We start from the raw sequence: 24,495 nt of genomic DNA on the forward strand, positions 1-24,495 counted from the left end.
CCGAGCGCTCCGGGATCCTCCGTGCGGCAGGAGAACCCCATGCTTTCACTTGCGCCCGCCGCCACGGCGGTGGCGGCCCCGACCCAACTCGAGCTCCATCGCCTTGGTGGTTCGGTCTTCCTGCTCTGCTGGACGCTCGAAGCCTCGCCCTTCGGCAAGCCGTCGATCGCGCTGACGGGCGGTGGCCGGCGCCTCGCCGCGGCCTCGATCTCGCTGGGGCTGCGCGACGGGCGCGAAAGGCTGGCCGTCGCCTTCCGCTCCTCCGGCCATGACAGCATCGTCGCGACCCTCTCCGACCACGGCCCGCAGGGCGACGTGACGGCAGCGTTCGACCCGGCGCTGGTCCACGGTCTGGCCGATCCCGACGACATCCTGAAGGACCTCACGCCGCGGGCCCGGCTGGCGCTCGCCAATGCGCTGGTACGGGCCTGGCCGCCCTTGTTCAACCTCGCCGCGGTCCCGAGCTACCTGTCCTTTCTGCGCCAGCTTCTCCTGGCTCTCTTTCCCGAGCCGGCCGCGATGCAGCCCAGCGCGGCGCTGGTCGAGGGCCGATGGCTGTCCGAGACCGTCGTCCCCGCCGATCTCGACGCGCTGCGCACGGCGTTCCGCCTGGACGGCGCCGGCCTCACACGCCTCGAGCTGCCGTCGCGCCTCGGCGCAGCCGATCGCAACGGCCAGCGCGAGCTTCATCTCGTGCTGGAGGAGCCGCCGGTGCGCGGCGGCGGCCTGCTGATCCTGCAGAGCGAGCGCTCCCTCGTGGTCAGGACCTTGCCCGGGCGGCAGGCGGCGCCCTCGCTCGGCCGCTGGTGGGCCGGCAAGGCCGCGAGCCGCGACGGCCTGCGCAACTGGGTCATCGAGCAGCTCGCCGGCCTGTCCGAGCAGGGCCGGCTTCTCGCCGTCGAGATGCAGCGCCGGGCGCCTCTCGCCGTCCAGCATGTCCGCCGCAACGACGATCTGCCCGCCGCCGAGCTCGATCTCGCGGTCTGCAACCGGGCGGGCCTGCTGATCGGCGGCTATCTGCGCGATCCCGACGATCTCCTGGAGGAGGTGCTGCTGCATCGCGGCACCGGCGAGCCGATCGCCATGCTCTCGCGCCTCCAGCGCTTCCCGGTCAGGTTGCCGAGCGGGGCGGAAGGCGAGACGCGGGCCGCCATCGGCTTCGCCGCCTTCGCCCCGGACTATGCCGCCGGGGCGCCGGTGCTGCAGCCGCGCTGCGAGATCAGGCTGAAATCGGGGACGGTGCTGACGCTGCGCCCGCCCGTGCAGCCGGCCGACGCGGCCACGATCCGCGCGCGGGCGCTTTCGGCGATCCCGCCGCAATATCTCACCGGCGCGATGCTCGAGGAGACGCTCGCGCCGATCCTCGCCGCTTGCCAGGAGGAGTTGCGCGAGAACCGGCCGGAGCCCGAGGTAAAAGCTTTCGGCCGCGGCCCGTCCCGGCCGAAAGCCTCCGTGGTGATCCCGCTCTACCGCGTCTATGATTTCCTGCGCGTGCAGGTCGCGGCCTTCGCAGGCGATCCCTGGTTCGCCGAGAACGCCGAGCTGATCTATGTGCTCGATTCTCCCGAACACGAGGCCGAGGTCGCGCATCTCCTGGGCGGGTTGCATCTCGCCTACGGCCTGCCGATGCAGCTCGTGGCGATGCGGCGCAATGGCGGCTTCTCGGCCGCCTGCAATGCAGGCGCGCGCCAGGCGCGCGGCGAGGCGCTGGCTTTGGTCAATTCCGACGTGATCCCCGTCGGCAATGGCTGGCTGCCGGCTCTGGTCGCCAAGCTCGACAAGCGCCGGCGGGTCGGTGCCGTCGGCCCGAAGCTGCTCTACGAGGACGGCTCGCTGCAGCATGCCGGCCTTTTCTTCAAGCGCGACAGTAAAGGCACCTGGCTCAACCATCATTACTTCAAGGGCATGCCGGGCAGCTATGCGCCGGCCAATGTCGAGCGCCCGGTGCCGGGCGTCACCGGCGCCTGCATCGTCATGGCGCGCGAGCTGTTCGGCGAGCTCGGCGGCTTCGACGAGAGCTATGTGATCGGCGACTACGAGGACAGCGATCTGTGCCTCAAGATCCGGCGCGCCGGCCTCGGCATCATCTATGTGCCGGATGTTGCGCTCTACCATCTCGAGCGCCAGTCGATCTCCAAGAGCACTGATTACACGCGCGGCGCCGCCTCCCAGCACAATGCCTGGCTGCAGATGCGGCGCTGGGACGCGCAGATCGCCGCGCTGATGCAGGCCTTCGAGACCTCGGCGGCCGAGCCCGCGCTGCTGCAGGCACAGGCGCCGAGCGAACCCGACCTTGTTCCCCGCTTCAGCTTCAGGAGAGCGACCGCGGCATGACGGCGATGACGGCCCTGAGACAGATCGCGCCCGAACCGGCGCCCGCGAGCGCCCCGGCCGGGCCGGAGCTCGACTGGCTGCTGGCCGGGCTTCAGACCAACCGCTTTATGCCGCATCCGCCGCCGGATTCGATCTTCGTCGGCGATGGCGACTATCGCGCCATCGGCGCCGAATTCCTCGGCCACTTCGTCCGGATCGGCCGGCTCATGCCGCATGAGCGCGTCTTCGATATCGGCTGCGGCATCGGCCGCATGGCGGTGCCGCTGACGCAGTATCTCGACCCCGAACGGGGCAGCTATGACGGTGTCGACCCGGTGATGGACGGCATCCTCTGGTGCGCCCAGACGATCACGCCGGCCTATCCGCGCTTCCGCTTCCAGCGCCTCGACATCGCCCACCCGCTCTACAATCCGCAGGGGTCGCTGCCGGGCAACGAGGTCCGCTTCGGCTTCGCCAATGGCAGCTTCGACTTCGTGACGATGATCTCGGTGGCGACGCATCTGCCGCCCGACGAGCTCGTGGTCTATCTGCAGGAAGCCTCGCGCCTGCTGGCGCCGGGCGGTCGGCTCTTCCTCACCGCCTTTGCGATCGACGGCAGCACGGGCCAGGAGCGCCTCTCGTTCAAGCGCTGGCAGGACGGGCCGGGCTGGTATGCGATCGACGAGGCGCCGCTTGCGGCGGCTGGGATCGATGCGGGCTTCCTGCTGGAGCAGGCGATGCAGGCCGGGCTTGCCGTCGAGGCCCTGCGTCCGGGGCATTGGCGCGGTATCAGCGCGGCGCATTACCAGGACGTGCTGATCGCGACCAAGCCGGGAGGCCGGCCATGAGCCGCCGCATCCTCGTCGTCGCGCACAACCACCCCGCGCTGCATCCGGGCGGGACCGAGATCTTCGCGCATGACCTTGCGGGCGCCTATCGCGAGCAGGGCTGCGAGGTGCTCTTCCTCGGCGCGACCAACACGATTCATCGTGAGCCGCATCCGGGCACGGCGCTGCAATCCGTCGGCGAGGACGTGGTGCTGTGGAGCGCGCATTACGACCGCTTCCACATGAGCCAGATCGACCATTACGGCACGTTGCAGGACCTGGGGACGCTGCTCAGCGAGTTCCGCCCGGACGTGATCCATGTCCATCATCTCGCCCTGATCGGCGCGGAATTCCTGACGCTGGCGCGCCGGCTGCTGCCGCGGGCGGCGATCGTGATGACGCTGCACGACTACTATCCGATCTGCCACCATGACGGGTTGATGGTGCGGCCGGGCGACCGGCAGCGCTGCGCCGGCGCCTCGCCGGCGGGCTGCCATGGCTGCTTCCCCGAGATCGGCGCCGACCGCTTCCTGTTGCGCGAGCGCTTCATCAAGACGCATCTGGCGGCGGTCGATCATTTCGTCGCGCCGAGTCGTTTCCTGCGCCAGCGCTATATCGAATGGGGCCTGCCGGGCGACAGGATCGAGGTCTTCGCCAATGCCCGGCCGGCGCAGGAGCCGGTTCCGCACCGCCGCGCGACGGGCCGGCGCGCCAGCTTCGGCTATTTCGGCAATCTGAATCCCTGGAAGGGCGTGCTGCCGCTGCTGCAGGCGGCCAGGATTCTTCAGGCTTCGGGGGAGAGCGGCTTCAGCCTGCGCATCCATGGCGGCGCGCCGTTCCAGAGCGAGGCCTTCACCAGCGCGCTCGACGCCGCGCTCGCCGGGACCGAAGGCGTCGTCACCCATTGCGGCGCTTACGCCCGCGACGAGGTGCCGGCGCTGATGGCCGAGATCGACTGGGTGGTGATGCCCTCGATCTGGTGGGAGAACGCGCCGCTCGTCATCCAGGAAGCCTTCCAGCATCGCCGGCCGCTGATCGTCAGCGATATCGGTGGCATGGCCGAGATGGTGCGCGACGAGATCGACGGGCTGCATGTCCGGCCGGGCGATCCGGCCGCGCTCGCCCGCACCATGCGCCGGGCGATGGAGGAGGCCGGGCTGTGGCAGCGCCTCGTCCACGGCATCGCCGAGCAGCCTTCGCTCGCCGCATGCGCCGCCCGCCATCTCGCCCTCTTCGACAGCCTCAAGCTCGCGGAGGCCGCATGATGACCGCGACCAACCAGAACAACGAACTCCGGCTGCCGCGCGTCGACGCGCCGAATGTCGAGCCGGCGAAGCTGAACGGACGGATCGACGCCCTCGACGGCAACCGCCTGCATGGCTGGATCTGGGACGAGACCCGTCCCGACCAGGCCGTCACGGTGAAGCTTTATTGCGACGGCAAGCTCGCTTTGGAGGCCAAGGCGGATCAAAGTCGCATCGATCTGCGTCGCAACGGCATCGGCGACGGCAAGCACGCCTTCTCCATGGAACTCGACGAGAGGCTGGTCGCGGCACGCGGCCGCCTCAAGGTCGTCGGCATCTCGCCGGCGACCGGGGCCGAATTGGAACTGCGCCTGCCGGCGGCGGACGAGCTGGCGGCGGAGGCCGCGATCGCCGTGCCGCTCGCCCGCTTCTTCGACAAGGTCGAGGTGCTGATCGCGCTCAACCGGCGCGCCCAGCTCGTCCAGAAGGAGCTGAACGAGAAGCTCGACCGCATCGCGGCGCGTCTCGAAGAGAACAACGCCCTCGCCGAGGCCAGCAAGGTGGAGGCCGAGACGCAAAGCGAGATCGTGCGCCGCCTCGGCGAGCTCGACGTCTTCCAGCTTCGCTTCGACGGCACGTTGCGCGCCTTCGACGAGCGCCTCATGGCGATCCGCAAGGAGGCGCGCGCGCCGCTCCGGCAGGTCACGGTGATCCTCGGCTTCCTCTCGACGCTCGCCGCTGTGATGTCCTTCGCCACGCTTGCCGTGACGCTCTGGGGAGGTTGAGGCGATGAGCGAAGTCATCGTTCCGGAAAGGACGTCCGTCAGCCCGGCGCCGATCGTCGCCTGGACGCCGCTCGGCGAGAACGCCATTCTTGTCCGCAGCGCCTGCGACGCCATTCCGGCCAAGGTTCCGGTCGCGGTCGATGGCAATCCGCGCAACCGCGCCCAGACCATGGTGCTGAGCTGGCGCCGGCCCGGGGCCGAGCCTTTGGCGGCCACCGGCTTCCTCTGCCTCGCGCCCGCGCCCAGCGTCGACAATAGCGGCACCGGCGCCCTGCTGATCGGCCGCCCTGGCCGTCCCTTGCGCCTGATCCTGGCGGCGAAGCCGCAGCCCTTGCAGACCTTCCTCTCCGAACTCGCCGAGGATGCGGGCCAGGCCTTTCCGAGCGTGGTCGATGGCCTGCTCGAAGTGCTGCTGACCGGCGCGCCCAATCCGCGTCGCCTGAGGGCGGTGGCGATGCTGCTGCAGACCGTCGCGCGGCCCGGAGGCTTCGTCGAGGTGATGGGCGCGCTGGAGGGCGACGGCATCTTCCTGCAGGGCTGGACCTCCGATTTCGCAGCCGGGCGGCTCAAGCTCCTGATCGCGCATGGCGGCCTGTCTCCGGCCCATCTCGAAGCCGGAACTTTCGAGCGGGGCGATCTCGGGGAGGGCGCGCGTGGCTTCTTCGGCCTGCTCGAGGATTGCCAGGTCCAGCAGCCGGGCGAGATCGAGCGGCTCTATTTCCGCGGGAGCGACGGCTGGCGCGCGCTGGAGGTCTATGAGCGCTACGTCCTGCTCGAGCCGATCACGGTTCCCGGCCATCTGCGCGACGGGCTGGCGCGCGGCGCGGCGCCCCAGACCACCACCGACAGGCTCAGGCGTGCCTCGCAGCGCTTCGACGGCCGCGACACCGTCTGTCTGCTGGAGGAGCCGGTGCGTGCCGGCATCGACTCCGTGACGGTCGTCGAGGATACCGGCGTGCTGATCATCGGCTGGCTTTTCGATCCGGAGCGCCGGGTCGATGCGGTCACCTTGCGCAGCGGCGGCCAGTCCTGCGCCGTCGACCGGCTCTGGACGCGCGTGCAGCGCCCGGACGTCACCGCCGCCTTCATGGAGGATCCGCGCTTCGGCCCGGCGCTGGCGGCGCGGCGCAACAGCCACGGCTTCATCGTCTTCGCGCCGAAGCTCCTGCCGGAGCCGGGGCAGCCGCTCCACCTCGCCTTCGAGGTTCAGGGTACGGGGCCGGCCTTCCTGCCGCTCGAACCGAACCGCGCCCAGGCGCGGCGGGCGCTGGAGCGCGTCCTCGGCCTGCTCGATCCGCGCTCCTCGACGGCGAATGCGGTGGTCGAGCGCCAGATCGCGCCGGCCCTGCAGGCGGCCGAGATCGTGCCGCCGCGCGCCGTCGAGACGCTCGATGTCGGCCCCTTCGATGCGGAGGCGCCGCTCGGCCTCGTCATCGGCCTGGACCATCGCCAGCGCGAATTGTCGGCGCTCTTCGCCTTGCTGGCGATGGATCCGGAAGTCCGGCCGCTGCCGATCGCGATCGCGGCGCCCTCCGAGAGCTTCGACCGCGTCGGCGCGGAAGCGCGGCGGCTCGCACGCTTCTACGGGCTGTCGGTGCGCCTCGTCGCGGTCGAAGGTGTCGAGGATGCCTGCGACGCGCTGGAGGCTGGCGTACGCGCCTGCCGCTTCCAGACGGTCGTGCTGCTCTCGGGGGCCGCGCAGATCCGGATGCCGGGCTGGCTCGGACGGCTCGAACGGGCCTATCGCGCCCGGGGCGGGCAATGCGTCGCCAGCCCGACCTTGCTGTTCGAGGACGATTCCATCCGCTGGGCCGGCGCCTGGCTGGAAGGAGAAGGCACGAGCCGGCGCATCGCCAATCGCTTTGTCGGCTATCCGCTCGATGCGGTCGGCAATCTCGGGCCGATGGAGGTCGCGGCCGGGGCGAGCGAATGCTGCGTGCTGTCGCGCGCCGCTTTCATCGAGGTCGGCGGTTTCGCGCGCAATTACTTCACTACGGCGGAGAAGGGGCTCGATCTCTGCCTCAAGCTCAGGATGGCGGGCTCGCCCTCGCTCTGGGTGCCCGACGTCGAGGTCTACGCGGTCGACGACACCGAGACGGCCGCGCCGCATGCCGGCGCGCTGGCCAGGCTCGCCGACCGGACGAGCTTCGACCGGCGCTGGGCGCTCGCGATTTCCAACATGAAAGGCTGAGGATGCGGGTTCTCGTGATATCGCACGCCCATCCCTCGCTCTCGCTGGGCGGGGCGGAGGTGGCGTCCTACAACCTGCACAAGGGGCTGCAGGCGGGCGAGGGCATCGATTCCCATTATCTCGCCCGTGTCGGCGCGCCGACGCCGCGCCATGCCGGCACGGCGCTGATGAGCCTGCGCCAACGCGGCGGGGAGCTGCTCTACTACGCCGAGGATTACGATCACTTCCTGATCTCCAACCGCGCCACGGAGGAGATCGAACGCGACTTCGTCCGCGTGCTGCACGATCTGAAGCCGGATGTGGTGCATTTCCACCACTTCATCGGGCTCGGGCTCGAATGCCTGTTCGCGGTGCGCGACGCGCTGCCCGATGCGCTGATCGTGGTCACCTTCCACGAATATCTCTCGATCTGCCACCATCACGGCCAGATGGTGAAGACCGGCGCTTTCAAGCTCTGCTACCGGGCCTCGCCGACCGACTGCAACGCCTGCTTTCCCGACATCTCGCCGGCCCGCTTCCTGGCGCGCGAGACCTTCATCAAGGGCATGCTGGGGCTGGCCGACCATTTCGTCTCGCCGAGTCGCTTCCTCGTCGACCGCTATGTCGGCTGGGGACTGGCGGAGGAGCGCTTCTCGGTGATCGAGAACGGCATCGACGTGGCCAGCACCGCCCCGCCGCGGCCCCTGCCCGAAGGCAAGGAGCGGCGCTCGCGCTTCGCCTATTTCGGCCAGCTCACGCCCTATAAGGGCGCCGACGTGCTGATCGACGCGGTGACGCGCATTCCCGATTCCGTCTGGGGCGAGGATGCGATGCTGCTGGTCTATGGCGGCAATCTGGAGCGCCAGCCGCAGGCCTATCAGGACAAGTTCGCCAAGCTGGTCGAGAGCGCCGGCCGGCGCGTGCGCTTCTGCGGCGCCTTCCAGAACCACGAGATGCCGAACCTGATGCGCTCGGTCGACTGGGTGGTGATGCCCTCGGTCTGGTGGGAGAACTCGCCGATCGTGATCCAGGAGGCGTTCTTCCACGGCCGCCCGATCCTGGCGAGCGCGCTCGGCGGCATGGCCGAGAAGATCACCGACGAGGTCGACGGCCTGCATTTCCGCGCTGGCAGCCCCGAGGATCTCGTCGACTGCATGGTCCGCGCCTTGACCGAGCCGGGGCTCTGGGAACGCCTGCGCGGCGGCATCACCCGGCCGATGAGCCATCGCGAATGCGCGCAGACGCATCTCGATCTCTATCGCCGCCTCATCGCCGAACGCAGCCGCCCCGCGCAGGCGCGGCAAGACCCCGCGGCGATGATCGCCTGAAACCATAACGAGACAAAAGGGGAGACCTGTCCATGGCCCGCATCCTCGTCATCAGCCCCTCCGGGGAGGTCTACGACCATGACAATGTGCGCTGGTACGATTATGCCAATCTCGCCAGCCACATCGATCATTACCACAATATCGGCGACGCCTTCGTCTTCGATTCCTCGCTGAAGCTGCTCAATTTCGAGACGCTCGACACCTTGCCGATCGACCATGTCGACCCGGCGATGATCGACCGGCTCAACGCCGAATACGACTACGTCTTCCTGCGTGGCTCGAACTATGTCCATGCGGAGATGGACTGGGCACAGGCCCCGGATGTGCTGCGCCGGCTGAAGATCCCGGTCATCGCCTTCGGCATCGGCGCGCAGGCGCCGGTCAGCGGCAAGCTGGAGCTGAGCGAGGATAGCAAGACGGTCCTCAAGCTGATCGCGGATTCGACCGCTTCGCTCGGCGTGCGCGGGACCTATTCGGCCGAGGTTCTGAACGATCTCGGCATCCGCAATGTCCGCATCATCGGCTGCCCGACCGCGTTCCGGAACAACAATCCCGGTCTCGCGATCCGCCTGCCGCCGCTCGACCAGGTCAAGACCGCCGGCGTCACGCTCAGGCGCGAGGTTTCCAAGACCTATGCGCAGGACATCCAGCGCTATCTCACCTTCCACCGCGATCTGGTGAAGGCGATGGCGGATCGCTTCGAGGTCACGCTGATGTCGCAGGGCGAGGCCGAGGAGAAGAAGCTCGCGCTGGGCACGCCTGAGCAGAAGGCGGCGGCCATGGCGGCGCTCAAGGACAATGCCTGGGCGAGCAGCTGGTATCTCGATGAGCAGGTCGAGGGCCTCTACCGGAGCCGCATGTTCTATTCCGACGTGGTCGCGGACTATGAGCGACTGGTGCGCGGGCTCGATCTCGTGCTCGGCTACCGGCTGCACGGCAATCTGATGGCGCTCGCCAATGGCACGCCGTCGATCTACTTCACCTATGACAGCCGCACCGTCGAGTTCGCCGATACCTTCAAGATCCCGAGCGTGGACGTCTTCTCTGGCCAGGACTTCCGGCTGGAGGAGTATTGGGACCAGTCCCGCTTCGACCGCTTCAACGCGGCTTACGCCCAGGTCTACGGGCAGATGCGCGACTTCCTCGTCGAGAACCGCGTCGACAACAAGATGGTGCCGCGTGCGGCCGAGCCGCAGCGGAAGGTGGCATGAGGGGCGCCCGCATCGCGCATCTCGCGCTGTCGGCGGTTTTCCTGCTGCTGGTGGCGCCCCTGGCCGCAGAGGCGCAGGCGCCTGCCTATCGGCTCGAGGTCGCGCCCGACGCGAAGGAGGAGACGGTCGTCTCCTGGGCGCGCCAGCGTTGCGAGGAATGGGATCTGCCGGATGCGCCTCTGCGTGCCTTCCGCGACGACAAGGGCGAGGTCGTCGCCTTCGCCAGCCATTACCGCAGCCGCCCGTTGATTGGGGCCGACCTGTCCTCGATCCGCAAGAGCTGCGCCGTCTCCTTCGAGGCGAAGAACAGCGCCGATCCCAGCCAGTTCAGCGACAAGAGCTGGATCGCCGCGACCTGGACCGACGACGGACGCCATGTCCAGGCGCTGATCCATGCCGAGTACCATGCCGACAAGCATCCCGGGGCCTGCCGCTTCAAGGAGGCGATGAGCTGCTGGTACAACGTCGTCACCGCGGCCCAGTCGAACGATGGCGGGCGCAGCTTCAAGACCGACGAGCCGCGCCCTCTCGTGGCGGCGCCGCCCTACAGGCAGGATGTCGACCAGGGCCGGCATCGCGGGTTCTTCAACCCCTCGAACATCGTCGAGAAGGATGGCGCCTGGTATGCGCTGATCGCGACCACCGGTGGCGAGGGCCAGAAGAGCGGCGTCTGCCTGTTCCGGTCCACGGACATCAAGGATCCGACGATGTGGCGGGCCTTTGACGGGCAGGACTTCACGATTCCGGCGGTCGACCCCTACCGCGACGATCTGAGCCGGGCGCGGCCGTGCCAGCCGCTCAAGGAGCTGCCGACCACGGTCGGTTCCGTCACCCGGCATGAGGCGAGCGGGACATGGCTCTCTCTCTTCCATCTCGGCCCGGATCCGCGCCAGAACATTGCGGGTGGCCGCGTCGCCTATAGCTGGTCCGACGATCTGATCCACTGGTCGCCGCTGCAGACGCTGCTCGTGCACCCGACGATGTGGAGCAAGGATTGCAGCGACCGACTGCGCTACGGCTATGGCGCCATCGCCGATCCGCAATCGCGTTCGCGGAATTTCCAGACGACGGGCGACACCGCCTATCTGTTCATGACGCGGATGCACGTCACCGGCTGCAAGCTCGGCCCCGACCGCGACTTGGTTCGCCTGAAACTTCGTTTCGTCAAGGAGGGCCCATGAACGCGCCCGTGCTCTCGCCTGTCTCCGCCGTTTCGCTGGAGAACGCCATCAAGATCCTGCGCGCGACCACGAGCGAGGTCGTCGTTTCCGTCGGCCGCCGGCCGGATGGAAGCTGGCCGGCGCTCAAGCTGATGCTCGACGGGCAGGATTACGCGACGATCCAGCCCGGCGCGATCGTGACCGGCCACGCGCCCGTCGCCGAGTTGTCGATTCCGCTGCCGCGCCTGCCCGAGGGGCGCCTCCGCTCGATCGCGGTTGTCGATGCGGCGACGGGCACGCTCGCGCCCGGCTCGAATCTGCGTCCGATACCGACCGAGACCAAGCTGCGCGCGCTGGTGATCTATCCGGCCGGCGAGGTCTATGACCACGACAAGGTGCGTTGGTACCGCGCGCCGATGGAGAAGCTGCTCAGCGACTATTTCAACATCGGCGACATGATCGTCTATGATTCGACGCTGAAGCTCCTGCGCTATGCGCATCTGGAGCCGATGAAGATCATGGCGCCGACCGAGGCCGACATCGCGCGCTATGCCAATGAGTTCGATTTCATCTTCGTGCGCGGCTCGAACTTCATCCATGAGAGCATGGAATGGTTCCGCGCCGTCGAGGTGCTGGAGAAGGTGAAGCTGCCGGTCTACGCCATCGGCGTCGGCGCTCAGGCGAGCCAGAACCGCAGGATCGAATTGCCCGAAGCTTCGAAGCGCTTCTGGTCGATCGTGGCCGAGCGCTCGGCCGCCATCGGCGTCCGTGGCGCCTTCAGTGCCGAGACCCTCAGGCAGAACGGCATCCGCAATGTCGAGGTGGTGGGCTGTCCCTCGATTTTCCGCACCCGCAACCGCGAGCTCCAGATCCGCGTTCCCGACCAGCGCGATATCCGCAAGGTCGCGTTCAGCCTGCGCCGCGAATCCGACAAGAGCTACACCGCCGATCCGGAAGCCTATCTGCGCAACCAGAAGGCCGCCCTGCTCAAGGTCGACGACCAGAGCGAGATGGTGATGTCCTCGCATGGCGAGCAGGAGGAGAAGGCGTTCTTCCTGCGCGATGTCGCGGCCAAGGAGAAGGCGGTTGCCGAATTCGTCAAGACCGGCTGGTGGAGCGGGCCGGACGATGCCGCGATGCGCCGGATCTACGAGAAGCAGCTGTTCTCCTTCTTCGATGTCGAGCATTACGACGCCTTTGCCCGCTCGCAGGACCTTGCTGTCGGCTACCGCGTCCATGGCGTGCTGCCGGCCGTCGCGCATGGCGTGCCCGGCGTGCTCGTCGCCTATGACACGCGCAGCCAGGAGCTGGCCGAGACGCTGAAGATCCCGGTTGTGCCGGAGGCGGCCCTGGCCGAGGGCGGCTGGCGCGCGGTCTATCAGGAGGCGGCGCTGAACGGTCTGGCGAAGAGCTATGCCGGATCCTACGACCGGATGCGCAATTTCCTCGACCGGAACGGTATTCCCCACCGGATGTGAGGGCCGGGCGGGATCACGGCGGGCCCGCCTCGCAGGCCCGCAGGCCGGGAGAGCCCAAGACTGCAAGCCTACGCGTTCTCACCAGTCAGGAGACGATCATGAAGATCGAATATGATGCAGGCACGGCGCTTTCGATCATGCGCGGCAACCCCGTGCGCGGCTGGATTTCGGGCAAGCCGGAAAAGATGGCCAAGGAGCGCCTGACCACGGGCGCCTACCTTGCCATCGAGCACAAGCCGAAATTCAAGATCGACCCCTCCTGGCCGATCTTCACCATGGGTTCGTGCTTTGCGCGCGAGGTCGAGAACATCCTGATGATGCGTGGCCTGCAGCTGCTGCTCAACGGTCACGGGGTGCCGGCCGAGCATTTCGAGAGCTGGAACGAGGAAAGCGGCCGTGGCGGCGGTGCCGACCGTGGCCAGCTCAGCCGGGGCGCGCTGAACAAATATTCGGTGCGCTCGATGACACACGAGCTCAAGCGCAGCCTGCTCGGGGAAAGCTATCCGGACGATGGGCTGATCGAGCTCGCGCCCGGGCAATGGTTCGATCCGCAAGCCAGCGGGTTGCGATTGCTCGATCGCGAGAACGCCTTTGCCAACCGCAAGCGCCTCGCCGCGGCGACCGCCCAGATCAAGCAGGCGCGCGTCTGCTTCTTCACGCTCGGCCTGACCGAGACCTGGCTCGATGCGCAGACCGGCATCGTCATGAATGCGCATCCCGGGCCGAGCTGGCTGCAACGGATGCCGGAGCGCTTCCGCTTCGTGGACTACGGCTATGACGCGACGCTCGCCGATATGGAGGAGATCATCGGGCTGATCCGTGAGCATTGCCATCCGGAGATGCGCTTCGTCGTCACGGTTTCGCCGGTGCCGTTCGGCGCGACCTTCAAGGACGCCGACGTCATCGTCGCCAACAGCGCCTCGAAATCGGTGCTGCGGGCGGTGGCGGAGGAGCTGTTCCGGCGCCACGATTTCGTCTACTACTTCCCGAGCTACGAGATCGTGCTCAACTCGCCGCGGCCGATCGCCTTCCAGGACGATCAGCTCCACATTGCCCGTGACATGGTCGCGCATGTGATGACGACCTTCGAGAATGCCTATCTGGCGCCGCAGGAGCAGTCCCAGGCCGCCTGACGAACGGACAGACCGTTCCTGGAGCTTGCCCAGCTCAAATCGCCGACTCTCGGCTTGAGCTGAGGCGGACAGGCCCGGCTTCGTGTCTGCCGCCGCTAGCGGGCGTCAGACCCGGGACACCACGCGGCCTGTACCGGGTGGGACCGGCGCGGGTGGTGGGGGAGAAGGTCGCTGCGGCGGCGTCTCAGCCCGTCCTCAGCTTGACGATGTCGGCAGAGCCGCGCTGGCCGTCCGGCAGTGGCCGGATCTGGGCCAGGAACTCCGCTTCGTCCGAGCTGATCGCGACCTGGTCGCGGCCATTGCGCTTGGCCGCGTAGAGCGCCTTGTCGGCGTCGTGCAGCAAGGCGTCGAAATCGATGACGCTGTCTTCGGTATGGGCGACGCCCGCGCTGACGGTGCAGTCGAACGCGCCGGCGCTCCCGGTGAAATCGCGCTTGGCGAGGCGCGTGCGGATGCCTTCGGCGAGAATGGCGGCGGAGACGAGCGAGGTGCCGGGCATGAGCAGCGCGAATTCCTCGCCGCCGAGCCGTGCGGCCAGATCCTGCGGGCGCGCAGAGAGGGTCAGGATTTCACCGAAGGCGCGCAGGACGTCGTCACCGGCGAGGTGGCCATGGGCGTCGTTGATCATCTTGAAACGGTCGACGTCGAGGACGACCAGCGCGGCCGGTCCCTTGATCTCACCCGCCAGGCGAGCGAGCAACGCGCGCCGGTTGAGCAGGCCGGTAAGGGGGTCGGTTTCCGCGTCGCGCTTGTGGCCGCGCGCCAGCCGCGCCTGGTTGAGCGCGAGCGAGAGGGCACCGATGCCGGCAAGCGTGGTCAGGCAGATACCGATATTGAGGTCTTCGGCCCAGTTCGCCGGGATTTGCGGCAGAACCCATTGGCCGTCCTGCAGCAGGAGGACGGCGCAGGGGACGAAGGACAGCCCGGTCAGGACGTAGAGGGCGGTGAGCAGCGCGATCATCAGCCGGGCTTCCGCGCGGCCGAGCCAGTAATCCCAGGCGGTGACGAGCAGGATGATCGTCGCCGCGACATTGAGCATGAGGATCGCGATGCCGTTGTAGCCGGCGAGCATGGGAACGGCCATGGCGACGGAGGAGGAGACCGCCATCACGACCATGCCGCGCCAGGGCAGAATTGCGGTGCGGAACTCGCGGCCGGCGCCGAAGACGAAGGCAAGGCCGATCAGCAGGATCGTATAGCCGGTGGCGCCGAGCGCCGGGGACATCGTCTTTCCATAGGCGCCATAGACCAGTACGCCGAGCGCCATCAGCGAGACGCCGATGGTCCAGGCCATCAGGAAGCGTTCCTTTTGCGAGACGAGCCAGCTTGCGAGGAACGCGGCCGCCAATCCGCAGCCGGAAAGGGTGAAGGCCGTCAGCAGCGAATGATAGTCCAGCGGCACGGGCGACTCTGGATCAGGCAGCGAGATTCGCCCCGTTTATGGGGGCGGCGCCATTGCGAAACATTTAAACCGATAGAGCAAACCCCACCCTGTTGCGAGGTCCGACTTGTTTATGCGCCGCGCGGACCGGTGGCCGTTACCGCGCCGCGCCGCCGGGCTTGCGTGCGACCAGCGCGAAGCGGGTCGAGGAAGCCAGGCGGATCGCGTCGTGCAGCGGGGCTGCCCGCTGCTGCTCGCGCACGACCTGATGGTAGTCGGCCGGCGTGATCCCGGTGAAGCCGGCGGCCGTCAGCATGGCTTCCAGACGCTCCCGTCCGAGTCCGTCCCTGAAATAGAAGCGGCTGGTGATCGAGGCGTGAGTGTCGGCGTCGATCTGGTGCACGGCCGCGCCGCGACGCTCGCGCAGCCATGTGCCGAAGCGGTTGACGAGAGCCTGCCAGCGGGTGCGATTGACCCAGTCGCCGTCGATGACCAGGAGCCGGCCGCCGGGCTTCAGCACGCGGAACCATTCGGCGAAGGCGGCCTCGGGATCGGTCAGCGTCCAGACGAGATGACGCGTGATCAGCGCGTCATAACTCTCCTCGTCGTCGAGCAGCCTTTCGGCGTCGCCGAGCAGGATGCGCGCGGCGTTGCCGTGCTTGGCGCGGGCGCGGGCGATCATCGCCTCGGAGAAATCGAGCGCCGTGACGCGGTGGCCGAGCGACAGTAAGGCGCGCGTGATCTCGCCGGTGCCGCAGGCGAGGTCGAGCACGTCGAGCGGCGCCGGTCCGAAGGAATCGCGGATCAGCCGCTGGAAGGCGGCAAGCTCACGGTCTGACTTGATCGCATGGCCGTAGGAGAGGTCGAAGCTCTCGGCCCGCGCCGACCAATAGGCCCGGATCTCTTCCTTGAGGGAGAAATTGTCCTGCGGGGTGGGGACTGACATGGCTCAATCGACCTGGATATAGGGCTCGACCAGAAGCGTGCCGCGTGCCGAGCGTTCGAGATGCACGCCGACCGCATATGTCTCGGAAACGGCGGAGTGGGCAAGCACCTCGGCCGGGGGGCCGGCCTGTGCGATGCGCCCCTCATTCATGACCAGCACCCGGTCGGCGAAGCGCGCCGCCAGAGAGAGGTCGTGGATGGCGGTGATCGTGACGATATGGCGCCGGCGCGTCGCCTCGCGGATCGTCGCCATCACGTCGAGCTGGCGGCGCACGTCGAGCGCGCTGGTCGGCTCGTCGAGCAGCAGCACGTCGGGCTCGCGCACCAGTGCCTGGCCGATGGCGGCGAGCTGGCGCTGGCCGCCGGAGAGCGTGCCGATATCGCGCGAGGCGAAGGGGCCCAAGCTCAGCTCGGCGATCACCGCCTCGACCGCGCGCATGTCGTCCGCGGAAGCCGCCAGCGCGAAGCCGCGATGCAGGCTCTTGCGGGCGAGCAGGATGATGTCGAAGACCGAGAGTGCGACGCGCGCCTGCGTATCCTGCGACAGGTAGAAGATCTTGCGCGCCCGCTCACGGCTCGTCAGAGGGGCGAGATCGGCGCCGTCGAGGGTGGCGGAACCGAGCTGGGGCTTGAGCAGCCCGGCGGCGCAGCGGAACAGCGTCGACTTGCCGGCGCCGTTGGGGCCGACCAGCGCCGTGAGCTCGCCGCGCGGCAATGCGCCGGTGGAAAGCCGCTCCAGCACGGGCACCGCGCCGTAGCGGAAGGAGAGATCGCGGATCGCAAGCGCCATGCTCAGGCTCCCCTGCTGCGGATCGACATGACCAGGCTGAAGAAGAAGGGCACGCCGATCAGCGCCGTGATGATGCCGATCGGGTAGATGACGCCGGGCGTGATCGCCTTCGAGAGGCTGGATGCGAGCGAAAGCAGGGTGGCGCTCGCCAGCGTCGCGACCGGCAGGAAGAAGCGCTGGTCCTCGCCGACCAGGAGCCGGGCGATGTGAGGGCCGACGAGCCCGATGAAGCCGATGCCGCCGACGAAGGAGACGGAAACCGCCGCGAGCAGCGAGGTGGCGATCAGGATTTCCAGGCGTAAGCGATCGACGCGGATGCCGAGGCTCTCGGCTCGCTCGTCGCCGAGCCGGAGCGCGGTCAACGCCCAGCCGCGCATCAGGAAAAAGGGCAGGGCGAGCGCGATTAGCAGCGCGGCGACGCCGACCTTGGTCCAGGTCGCGCGGGCGAGGCTGCCCAGGGACCAGAACACGATCTGGGTGAGCTGCACCTCGTTCGAGCGATATTGCAGCAGGGCGGTGATGGCGTTGCAGGTGAAGAGCAGGGCGATGCCGACCAGGATCATGGTCTCGGCGCTGACGCCGCGCAGCTTGGTCATGAAGAACAGGATCAGCGAGGCCCCGAGCGCGAAGACGAAGGCGTTCGCCGTCACGATGAAGGGGCCGGCGCCCGGCACGACGCTCCAGCCGAAGACGATCGCGACGGAGGCGCCGACGGTGGCGGCGGCGGAGACGCCGAGCGTGAACGGGTCGGCCAGCGGGTTGGAGAGGATCGTCTGCATGCCGGCGCCGCTCAGGCCCAGCATGGCGCCGACGGCGAGCGCCATCAGCGCGATCGGCAGGCGCAGATCCCAGACGATGACGGAGAGGCGTGGCGTCGCCGATTGCGGGTCGAGCAATGTCCGCAGCACGTCGGCGAGCGGCAGATTGCCCGGGCCGATCGAGACGTCGAGCGCCAGCGCGAAGGTCAGCGCCAGCAACCCGAACAGGACGAGCTGCAGGCGGCGCGCATTGCGCCTGCGATAATCCGCGGCGGCAGGCACTGTGGCGGGCATGACGGCGGCCATCGCCGCTTACCTCTTCACTGCAGCTTCGCCCAGAACAGGCCGGAATAGGAGATCGGCAGGAATTTCTCGTGGAATTCCTTGAACACCGCTTCCGGATCGACGTCCTTGAACAGATCGGGATAGAATTCCTTCGCCATGGCGAGCTCGGCGACGAAGTAATAGGGCGCATCGTAGAACTGGTGGTAGAAGGCCATCACCTTCTTGCCCTGCACGGCCTTGAGCTGCTGGAAGCCCGGCCGGTTCATCAGGGCCGAGATCTCCTTCTGGACCTTCTCGGGCGTGGCGTCATAGCCGAGGCTGACGGCGCTGCTGCCCGGATTGCTGCCGTACCAGTTGGCGCCGGTCAGGAAGTAGATGTCGGGGTTGTCCGAAAGGACCTTCTCCTGCGCCGCATCGCCCTGGAAGCCGGTGAAGAACTGGCTGCCCCAGTTGCGCCCGCCGGCCTCCTCGATGAAGCGGCCGAAATTGAGGGCGCCGAAGGTGGCGCAGCAGGGCAGCAGGCCGGCGGCGCGCTCGATGAAGACCAGCGGCTTCTTCTTGTCGGGAACAGCGCCGACGCGGGCATAGATGCGCCGGGTCTGCTGCAGGAAGTAGTCGGCGAAGGCGTTCGCCTCCTTCTCGCGGCCGAGCACGCGGCCCAGCAACTGGACGCTCGGCAGCACGTTCTGGGTCGGGTCCTGGCGGAAATCGACGAAGATCGTGGCGATGCCGGCCTTCTCGAGCTTGCCCAGCAAGCCAGTCTCCTGCGCCTTGAAATAGTTGGAGAGGTCGAGGATGTAGACCTCGGTGCCGAGCGCGGCGATCTTCTCCATGCTGACATCGGACGCGTAGGGGTTGCCCATATCGGCCACGTCCTTGGCCTTGGGGAACTTGGCCAGATATTTCGCCCAGGCGCCCGGATCGTTGGCGATCAGGTCGTTGCCCCAGCCGACGACGCGCTTGAACGGATCGTCGCGGTCGAGCATCGCCAACGTGTAGAGCTGGCGGCCTTCGCTGAGGACGATCTTCTGCGGATCGCGCGTCACCTTGACGACGCGGCCGGCGAGATCGGTGACCTCGATGGTCTCCGCCCAGGCCGTGGCAGCACCGAGGAGCGCCATGCCGAGCGTGAGCGCCGAAGTCAGGCGGCGGAACCAGCGGGAAGCGACCATGGGAGGGGATCCATCAGTGAAGACGGCCCCGCGCTAACACAGGCGATCACAGTTCCGCAAAGCAATTCTCTTGTTTGTAATTGCTCTAAATACAATCGAATGAGAAGCATTCGTTCCACGGTTTCTTGATGTCGACAGATTTTGCTCATGACGAAAGGAGGCGGGTTCGCTCGATACTCGCTCGGGATTCAAAATGTGAGAGAGACAAGACAGACGCAGGCCGCCCAACGGCGTGCCCGCGCCTCGTTTCGGCAGCGCTCCGGTATGGATCGCGGTCAAGCCCGCGATGACCACTGGGGCCATCGCTCGTTGGCGCCGTCGCTACGGAACCTCGCTCTGCGCCGCACCAGCCTTCGCCTGCGATGGCGAGCAGCCGAAGCGTTTGCGGAAGCTGCGGTTGAAATAGGACAGGTCGCCGAAGCCGACCTCGAAGGCGACGCCGCTGATCGAGAGCCGGGCTTCGTCCGCCGCGACCAGCCTGAGCCAGGCGCGCTCCAGCCTGCGTTCGAGAACATATTCCGAGAAGGCCCTGCCTTCGGCTTCGAAGGACTTCTGGATGGCGCGGGGCGTCACGCCGTGAAGTCCCGCGATCATCTCGAGGCTCAGGTCGCGCCGTTCCAGCCTGACCTCGATATCCGCCTTGATCGCCATCAGCCGTCCCGCCCGCTTGTCCGCCGTGGCGGGCGTGCCGGGCGGGCTGCGATCCGTCATCATGACGTCGACCAGGTCATGGACATGCCGGATCGCGAGATCCCGGAGCGCGGCCGAGTTCAGCGGGAACAATCCGCGCAGCAGCAACGCACCGTAATGCGCGAGGACCTGCAGGCCGCGATTGCCGCGCGGAATCGGTCGCATCAACGCGGCCGCATCGGCCGAGGCCAGGGCGGGCAACCGCCCGGCGTCGAGCGCGATGAGGTCGATCCGCCCGAGCTGCGGCAAGCGGAAGCGCGTCTCGCAGGCGAGGTCGAGAATGGCCGCTTCGCGGGCACGCAATGACAGCCGGCGCTCGCCCTGCTCGATCACGGCCCGGCCATCGGCCGGCCTGACCAGCACATAGCGCGGTAGATCGACAGCGCCTGCGACGGGCCAAAGCCAGCGGGCCGCCGGCTCGAAACAGGACATCAGGCCGATATCCGGCCGGGTGGTCAGGACGCAGCGCGCGCCGAAAGGCAGCGCCGGCTCGGTGCGGAGATCGCGGCGCCCGAGAACGCGCCCGAGAATCTTGTGCGCGATCGCGCACGCCTCTGCCTCCGCGATGCTGTCCGACATCAGCCAGAACGGTGAAAAGGCATCGCCGGCGCCGGCATCCGCGGCTTCGGGCTGTGTCGTGGCGACTACATCCATCGTCTTCGATGCTTCAGTTCGCTTCCGTCCTATACGGCGTTCGCACAGGTCCAAGATTAAATCCTGTAGCGGAAGATAGAGCATTCGCTCAATCGCTGCACGCTTACGCGGAATGGACGGTGATAATGGTGCAATTTCACAGTTTATTCTATTTCTAAACAGCCGGCAGAGTTCACGCAAAAGACTAGATCAACTTCGGATTCATGGCGCTGCCCGGCAGCGCAGATCCGAGAACCTTCACCGACAGGTGCCGAGATGTTCAAGTTCGCTCCCCTTGCCAGCAGCCTCCTGGCGCTCTGTGTCGCATCGCCCGCCTTCGCGCAGCAGGCGCCGCCGCCGGCCACGATCGATCTCGACACCATCACGGTGACGGCTGCCCGTGCCGAGCGCAGCACGGCCGAGACCCCGCAATCGATCCAGGTGATCGAGCGCAAGGCGATCGAGGAGCAGCTTCAGTTCAGCCCGAACGCCGCCGCTGTGCTCGGCAAGCTGGTGCCGGGCTATTCGATGTCGACGCAGACGGTCTCCAGCGCCTCGGAGAACTATCGCGGCCGCGATCTGCTGGTGATGATCGACGGCGTGCCGATGAACACGCCGCTGCGCGACGTCTCGCGCATCCTCTCGCTGATCGATCTCAACACGGTCGAGCGCATCGAGGTCGTCGCCGGCGCCTCCAGCCTCTATGGCGCGGGGGCGACCGGAGGCACGGTGAACTTCATCACCAGGAAGGCGGCCGAGGGCAAGCCGCGGGTGACGGTCAACACGGCGATCCGCGCCTTCACCCAGAACATCGGCCGCTCGCTGGCGCCGGAAGCCTCGGTGACGGTCTCGGGCAAGGTGCCGGAAGGGGTGGATTACCTGTTCTCAGGCCAGATCCGCGGGGCGGGCCGGACCTATGACGGCGCCGGGCGCGAGCTGCCCTCGGACGGGCTGCTCGGGCAGGGCGGTGGCGATCGCTACAAGGCCGGCAACCTGCTCGCCAAGCTCGGCTACGACTTCGCCGGGGGCAAGCGTGTCGAACTCAACGCCTCCTGGATCGGCTTCGACCAGGACCCGAAATATCTGACGAACTACGCCCCGCCCTTCGCGCGGCCGGACCTGACCAAGCCCTATACCGGCCAGAGCGTGCTGGAGGATACGAAGACCGTCTCGCTGCGTTATAGCGACGCTGATTTCGCGCTCGGCAAGCTCAGCGTGCTCGGCTACTACAACGACATCAAGAAGCGCTTCAATTTCTCGACCTTCTCGTATCCGTACAACACCCAGGTCTACTATTCCTTCAACCCGCTCTCGCCGACGAGCCCGGACAACCAGACGACGCTCCATTCGCAGCGCGGCGGTGTGAACGTCACCATCGACACGCCGCTCGACCGACTCCTGCCAGGCGCGAAATTCACCTGGGGCGGGGACCTCATCCAGGAGAAGACCTGGCAGACGCTGACCAGCGGGCAGGATGTCTTCACTCCGCTGAAGCAGACGACCGCGGCGGGCTTCGGCCAGCTCCAGATCCCGGTCGGCGAGCGTATCGTGCTGCGCGGCGGCCTGCGCTACGAGCATTTTTCGCTCTCGGTCAGCGACTATACGCGCCCGGCCGCCTATGCCGCCGTCGCTGCCAATAATGCTCAGGGCTACCAGGCCTTCGTCCTGCCGGCGCTCAAGGTGACCGGCGGCGATTTCGACTATTCGGCGCTCACCGCCAATATCGGCGCGACGATCAAGCTCTCGGAGACCAGCGAGATCTTCGGCGGTTTCTCGCAGGGCTTCGCGCTGCCCGATGTCGGCGCCTTCACGCGGCGCGCCGGCGTCTCGACGCTCTATGCCTGCCCGTTGCAGGCGCCGAACTGCCTGCCCGCCAGCCGGCAGACGATCAGCTATGCCGCGATCGCGCCCAAGGCGCAGATCGTGAACAATTACGAACTCGGCATTCGCGGCAGCTATGAGCGCTTCAAGGGCTCGCTGACCGGCTTCATCAGCACCTCCGACGACGGCGTCACCTTCGATTCCGTCACCAACACCATGTCGCAGCAGAAGGAGCGGATCTGGGGCGTCGAGGCGACCGGCGACGTCACCGTCACCGATGCCTTCACGATGGGCACGGTGATCTCCTATCGCGAGGGTCGCTACGACACCAATGGCGACGGCAAGCTCGACAGCAACCTGCCGAACAACCGCATCGGCTCGCCCTGGCGCGGCATGCTCTATGGCAGCTATCGCTTCGTGAACGGCATGCAGCTCAGGGTCGAGGGTGAAGCCTTCTCGGACCGCGACGTCGCCATCGATCTGCGCGGCACGCGCTACAAGCTGAAGGGCGCGGCGACGATGAATGCCGCACTCACCGCCCCGATCTGGGAGGGCGAGGCCTATGTCGCGGTGAACAACCTGTTCGACCGGAACTACCAGAACCCGACCGCGACCTCGGTCCGCAATCTGGCGAATTATAGCTGGGGCCGGACCGTCACGCTCGGCTTCCGCAAGACCTTTTGAGGCTGCGCGCCGATGGTCAGCCTCGATATCGACGCCGATGCGGTGGTGACGCTGCGCTTCGTGCCGCCCTATGAAGCGCGGGACGAGCGCGCCTATCTCGACGCGCTCCACCAGATCGGCCAGTGCGAGGAGCCCTATACGCTGCTGACGATCTTCGGCGGCGGGCGGGCGCTCTCGCAGGCCGGCGAGCGCGAGCAGGCGCTCTGGTTCAAGGCGACGCGCGAGCGGGTCGGGCGCTATTGCCAGGCCTGTGCGATCGTCAGGCCGGATGCGGAGGAGAAGACGGCCGAGATCTTCCGCCGTCTCTGGCCCTTTCCGATCGTCGCCGAGCGCGACGAGGCGGTCGGCCGCGCCTTCCTGCTAGAACAGGCGAGGGCGACATGAGCGCGGCGGGATCGGGAACGGCGGCAGCGGAGAGCGGCGCGGCGCCGAGGGGCGGCCGCTATCGCCTCTTCGCCGTGCTCGGCGGGCTTTATCTGGCGCAGGCGATCCCGTCCTATCTCTTCGTCGCGGCGCTGCCGCCGATCATGCGCGAGCTCGGCGTCTCGCGCACCGCCATCGGCTCCATGAGCATCCTGTTGCTGCCGCTGGTGATCAAGTTCCTCTGGGCGCCCTGGATCGACCGCATCCGCCCCTTCGCGCGGGCGCATCGGGCCGGCTGGGTCTTCATCACGCAAAGCCTGACGATCCTCGCCATCCTGGCCCTGATCGCGGTGGGGCCCACGCAGGTCGGCGCCATCGTCGCGATCGGCTTCGTCGCCTCCGTGCTGATCTCGACGCAGGATATCGCGACGGATGGTTATGCGGCAAAATATCTGCCAGAGGCGGATCGGCCGATCGGCAACGCCATCCAGGGCGGCTCGGTCGCCTTCGGCGTGGTGATCGGCGGTACGCTGGGGCTGGTGCTCTACCACCATGTCGGCTGGACCGGGATGCTCGTGACCATCGCGGCGGTCTCGCTCTTGCCGCTCGTCGCCGCGGCGATGATGCGCGAGGACGATCCCGTGGCCGGGCAGGCCGTCGGGCGACCGTCGATCCGCGCTTTCCTGAAACGCCCCGAGGCGCGCCAGATCCTCTGGATCGCGCTGATCTACCGCGCGAGCGAAGGGCTGGTGAAGGCGATGGAGGGGGCCTATCTCGTCGATGCCGGCATTCCGCTCGACCAGATCGGCTATCTCTCCGGGCTTTCGGCGACGACGGCGGGGCTCGCCGGCTCGGCTCTGGCAGCCTGGATGGTCAAGCGACACGGGCTCTCTGTCGTGCTCGCTTTGCTCGGCGGCATGCGGACGCTGTGCTTCCTGCTGTTCACGGCGCATGCGCTCGGCGTCGTCGTTGGAGCCTGGCCGCTCTTCGGCGCCGCCGGTTTCCAGACGCTGATCCGCTATATGGAGATCGTCGCGCTTTATTCGCTGTTCATGTCGGTGGCGACCTCCGAGCAGCCAGGCACCGATTTCACCATCCTCTCCTGCGCGCAGCTCCTGGTCTATCTCGCCGGCTCGATGCTGGCGGGCAGACTGGCGGACGCGCTGGGCTATGGCTGGCTGTTCGCCATCGCTACCGCGATTTCCGCGATCGCCGTCATCGCGACGGTGCGGATGATCGCCCGTTTCGGACGGGAGCCTCGCCCGCCATCGCCGTCAGTAGTCTAGAATCGATATAAAACATTGATATTGCAGGTTTAATTTCG

At 67.4% G+C, this 24,495-nt stretch carries 19 protein-coding genes; 13 read left to right on the forward strand and 6 right to left on the reverse strand.

What is annotated here, in order from left to right; translation table 11 throughout:
- The first annotated feature begins 39 nt into the window (after positions 1-39).
- From GGC47_RS17655 to GGC47_RS17700, 10 genes are all read left to right on the forward strand, one after another.
- Positions 40-2,334 carry a glycosyltransferase gene (locus GGC47_RS17655; protein ID WP_429068563.1) on the forward strand — a complete coding sequence of 765 codons (2,295 nt, stop codon included), beginning with the start codon at positions 40-42 and terminating at the stop codon, positions 2,332-2,334.
- Positions 2,331-3,161, forward strand: a complete 831-nt coding sequence (locus GGC47_RS17660) for a class I SAM-dependent methyltransferase (protein WP_142023131.1) — start codon at positions 2,331-2,333, stop codon at positions 3,159-3,161. The genes GGC47_RS17655 and GGC47_RS17660 overlap by 4 nt, the downstream gene beginning before the upstream one ends.
- Positions 3,158-4,405 (forward strand): glycosyltransferase family 4 protein, encoded by a 1,248-nt coding sequence (locus GGC47_RS17665; RefSeq protein ID WP_142023132.1) that lies wholly within the window; start codon positions 3,158-3,160, stop codon positions 4,403-4,405. The genes GGC47_RS17660 and GGC47_RS17665 overlap by 4 nt, the downstream gene beginning before the upstream one ends.
- On the forward strand, positions 4,402-5,169 hold the full coding sequence (locus tag GGC47_RS17670) for a hypothetical protein (protein ID WP_429068564.1): 768 nt from the start codon (positions 4,402-4,404) through the stop codon (positions 5,167-5,169). Before GGC47_RS17665 ends, GGC47_RS17670 begins: the two co-directional genes overlap by 4 nt.
- Positions 5,170-5,173: 4 nt before the next feature.
- Complete coding sequence (locus tag GGC47_RS17675; RefSeq protein ID WP_142023133.1) at positions 5,174-7,360, forward strand: glycosyltransferase family 2 protein; 2,187 nt, start codon at positions 5,174-5,176, stop codon at positions 7,358-7,360.
- Positions 7,361-7,362: 2 nt separating this feature from the next.
- On the forward strand, positions 7,363-8,667 hold the full coding sequence (locus GGC47_RS17680; protein WP_112764330.1) for a glycosyltransferase family 4 protein: 1,305 nt from the start codon (positions 7,363-7,365) through the stop codon (positions 8,665-8,667).
- 32 nt (positions 8,668-8,699) lie between these two features.
- Positions 8,700-9,878, forward strand: a complete 1,179-nt coding sequence (locus tag GGC47_RS17685; protein WP_142023134.1) for a polysaccharide pyruvyl transferase family protein — start codon at positions 8,700-8,702, stop codon at positions 9,876-9,878.
- A complete protein-coding gene (locus tag GGC47_RS17690) occupies positions 9,875-11,059 on the forward strand; it encodes a hypothetical protein (protein WP_142023135.1) in 1,185 nt (394 codons plus the stop codon). Before GGC47_RS17685 ends, GGC47_RS17690 begins: the two co-directional genes overlap by 4 nt.
- Positions 11,056-12,516 (forward strand): polysaccharide pyruvyl transferase family protein, encoded by a 1,461-nt coding sequence (locus GGC47_RS17695; RefSeq protein WP_142023136.1) that lies wholly within the window; start codon positions 11,056-11,058, stop codon positions 12,514-12,516. Before GGC47_RS17690 ends, GGC47_RS17695 begins: the two co-directional genes overlap by 4 nt.
- A gap of 98 nt (positions 12,517-12,614) precedes the next feature.
- Positions 12,615-13,649, forward strand: coding sequence for a GSCFA domain-containing protein (locus GGC47_RS17700; protein WP_429068565.1), 1,035 nt, complete (start codon positions 12,615-12,617; stop codon positions 13,647-13,649).
- A 184-nt stretch (positions 13,650-13,833) separates the two neighbouring features.
- On the opposite strand, the gene GGC47_RS17705 is transcribed toward GGC47_RS17700, so the two are convergent.
- The 6 genes from GGC47_RS17705 to GGC47_RS17730 all read right to left on the reverse strand — a co-directional run bounded on the left by GGC47_RS17705 (position 13,834) and on the right by GGC47_RS17730 (position 20,324).
- Positions 13,834-15,051 carry a GGDEF domain-containing protein gene (locus GGC47_RS17705; RefSeq protein ID WP_113252033.1) on the reverse strand — a complete coding sequence of 406 codons (1,218 nt, stop codon included), beginning with the start codon at positions 15,049-15,051 and terminating at the stop codon, positions 13,834-13,836.
- 136 nt (positions 15,052-15,187) lie between these two features.
- Positions 15,188-15,976 (reverse strand): class I SAM-dependent methyltransferase, encoded by a 789-nt coding sequence (locus tag GGC47_RS17710; protein ID WP_429068566.1) that lies wholly within the window; start codon positions 15,974-15,976, stop codon positions 15,188-15,190.
- 3 nt (positions 15,977-15,979) lie between these two features.
- Entirely contained in the window at positions 15,980-16,765 is a 786-nt protein-coding gene (locus GGC47_RS17715; RefSeq protein ID WP_429068567.1) for an ABC transporter ATP-binding protein, read from the reverse strand.
- 2 nt (positions 16,766-16,767) lie between these two features.
- Positions 16,768-17,829 (reverse strand): FecCD family ABC transporter permease, encoded by a 1,062-nt coding sequence (locus tag GGC47_RS17720; RefSeq protein WP_210323633.1) that lies wholly within the window; start codon positions 17,827-17,829, stop codon positions 16,768-16,770.
- Between the two features lie 14 nt (positions 17,830-17,843).
- Complete coding sequence (locus GGC47_RS17725) at positions 17,844-18,980, reverse strand: ABC transporter substrate-binding protein (RefSeq protein WP_429068568.1); 1,137 nt, start codon at positions 18,978-18,980, stop codon at positions 17,844-17,846.
- A gap of 321 nt (positions 18,981-19,301) precedes the next feature.
- Positions 19,302-20,324 (reverse strand): helix-turn-helix transcriptional regulator, encoded by a 1,023-nt coding sequence (locus GGC47_RS17730; protein ID WP_185748045.1) that lies wholly within the window; start codon positions 20,322-20,324, stop codon positions 19,302-19,304.
- A 255-nt stretch (positions 20,325-20,579) separates the two neighbouring features.
- Between GGC47_RS17730 and GGC47_RS17735 the strand changes: the two genes are divergently transcribed.
- The 3 genes from GGC47_RS17735 to GGC47_RS17745 are packed head-to-tail and all read left to right on the forward strand — an operon-like array spanning position 20,580 to position 24,457.
- Positions 20,580-22,808 (forward strand): TonB-dependent receptor, encoded by a 2,229-nt coding sequence (locus tag GGC47_RS17735; protein ID WP_142023141.1) that lies wholly within the window; start codon positions 20,580-20,582, stop codon positions 22,806-22,808.
- Between the two features lie 12 nt (positions 22,809-22,820).
- Complete coding sequence (locus GGC47_RS17740; RefSeq protein WP_429068569.1) at positions 22,821-23,192, forward strand: hypothetical protein; 372 nt, start codon at positions 22,821-22,823, stop codon at positions 23,190-23,192.
- Positions 23,189-24,457, forward strand: coding sequence for an MFS transporter (locus GGC47_RS17745; protein ID WP_429068570.1), 1,269 nt, complete (start codon positions 23,189-23,191; stop codon positions 24,455-24,457). Before GGC47_RS17740 ends, GGC47_RS17745 begins: the two co-directional genes overlap by 4 nt.
- Positions 24,458-24,495: the final 38 nt, after the last annotated feature.

The sequence above is a fragment of the Allobosea sp. OAE752 genome (genome assembly GCF_050433265.1).
In the GTDB taxonomy this organism is placed as follows: Bacteria; Pseudomonadota; Alphaproteobacteria; order Rhizobiales; family Beijerinckiaceae; genus Allobosea; species Allobosea spartocytisi.

Bases quoted from the DNA above. Each gene is read 5' to 3' on its own strand.
- GGC47_RS17655 (WP_429068563.1), top strand. From the start codon at position 40: ATGCTTTCACTTGCGCCCGCCGCCACGGCGGTGGCGGCCCCGACCCAA.
- GGC47_RS17660 (WP_142023131.1), top strand. From the start codon at position 2,331: ATGACGGCGATGACGGCCCTGAGACAGATCGCGCCCGAACCGGCGCCC.
- GGC47_RS17665 (WP_142023132.1), top strand. From the start codon at position 3,158: ATGAGCCGCCGCATCCTCGTCGTCGCGCACAACCACCCCGCGCTGCAT.
- GGC47_RS17670 (WP_429068564.1), top strand. From the start codon at position 4,402: ATGATGACCGCGACCAACCAGAACAACGAACTCCGGCTGCCGCGCGTC.
- GGC47_RS17675 (WP_142023133.1), top strand. From the start codon at position 5,174: ATGAGCGAAGTCATCGTTCCGGAAAGGACGTCCGTCAGCCCGGCGCCG.
- GGC47_RS17680 (WP_112764330.1), top strand. From the start codon at position 7,363: ATGCGGGTTCTCGTGATATCGCACGCCCATCCCTCGCTCTCGCTGGGC.
- GGC47_RS17685 (WP_142023134.1), top strand. From the start codon at position 8,700: ATGGCCCGCATCCTCGTCATCAGCCCCTCCGGGGAGGTCTACGACCAT.
- GGC47_RS17690 (WP_142023135.1), top strand. From the start codon at position 9,875: ATGAGGGGCGCCCGCATCGCGCATCTCGCGCTGTCGGCGGTTTTCCTG.
- GGC47_RS17695 (WP_142023136.1), top strand. From the start codon at position 11,056: ATGAACGCGCCCGTGCTCTCGCCTGTCTCCGCCGTTTCGCTGGAGAAC.
- GGC47_RS17700 (WP_429068565.1), top strand. From the start codon at position 12,615: ATGAAGATCGAATATGATGCAGGCACGGCGCTTTCGATCATGCGCGGC.
- GGC47_RS17710 (WP_429068566.1), bottom strand. From the start codon at position 15,976: ATGTCAGTCCCCACCCCGCAGGACAATTTCTCCCTCAAGGAAGAGATC.
- GGC47_RS17715 (WP_429068567.1), bottom strand. From the start codon at position 16,765: ATGGCGCTTGCGATCCGCGATCTCTCCTTCCGCTACGGCGCGGTGCCC.
- GGC47_RS17720 (WP_210323633.1), bottom strand. From the start codon at position 17,829: ATGGCCGCCGTCATGCCCGCCACAGTGCCTGCCGCCGCGGATTATCGC.
- GGC47_RS17725 (WP_429068568.1), bottom strand. From the start codon at position 18,980: ATGGTCGCTTCCCGCTGGTTCCGCCGCCTGACTTCGGCGCTCACGCTC.
- GGC47_RS17730 (WP_185748045.1), bottom strand. From the start codon at position 20,324: ATGGATGTAGTCGCCACGACACAGCCCGAAGCCGCGGATGCCGGCGCC.
- GGC47_RS17735 (WP_142023141.1), top strand. From the start codon at position 20,580: ATGTTCAAGTTCGCTCCCCTTGCCAGCAGCCTCCTGGCGCTCTGTGTC.
- GGC47_RS17740 (WP_429068569.1), top strand. From the start codon at position 22,821: ATGGTCAGCCTCGATATCGACGCCGATGCGGTGGTGACGCTGCGCTTC.
- GGC47_RS17745 (WP_429068570.1), top strand. From the start codon at position 23,189: ATGAGCGCGGCGGGATCGGGAACGGCGGCAGCGGAGAGCGGCGCGGCG.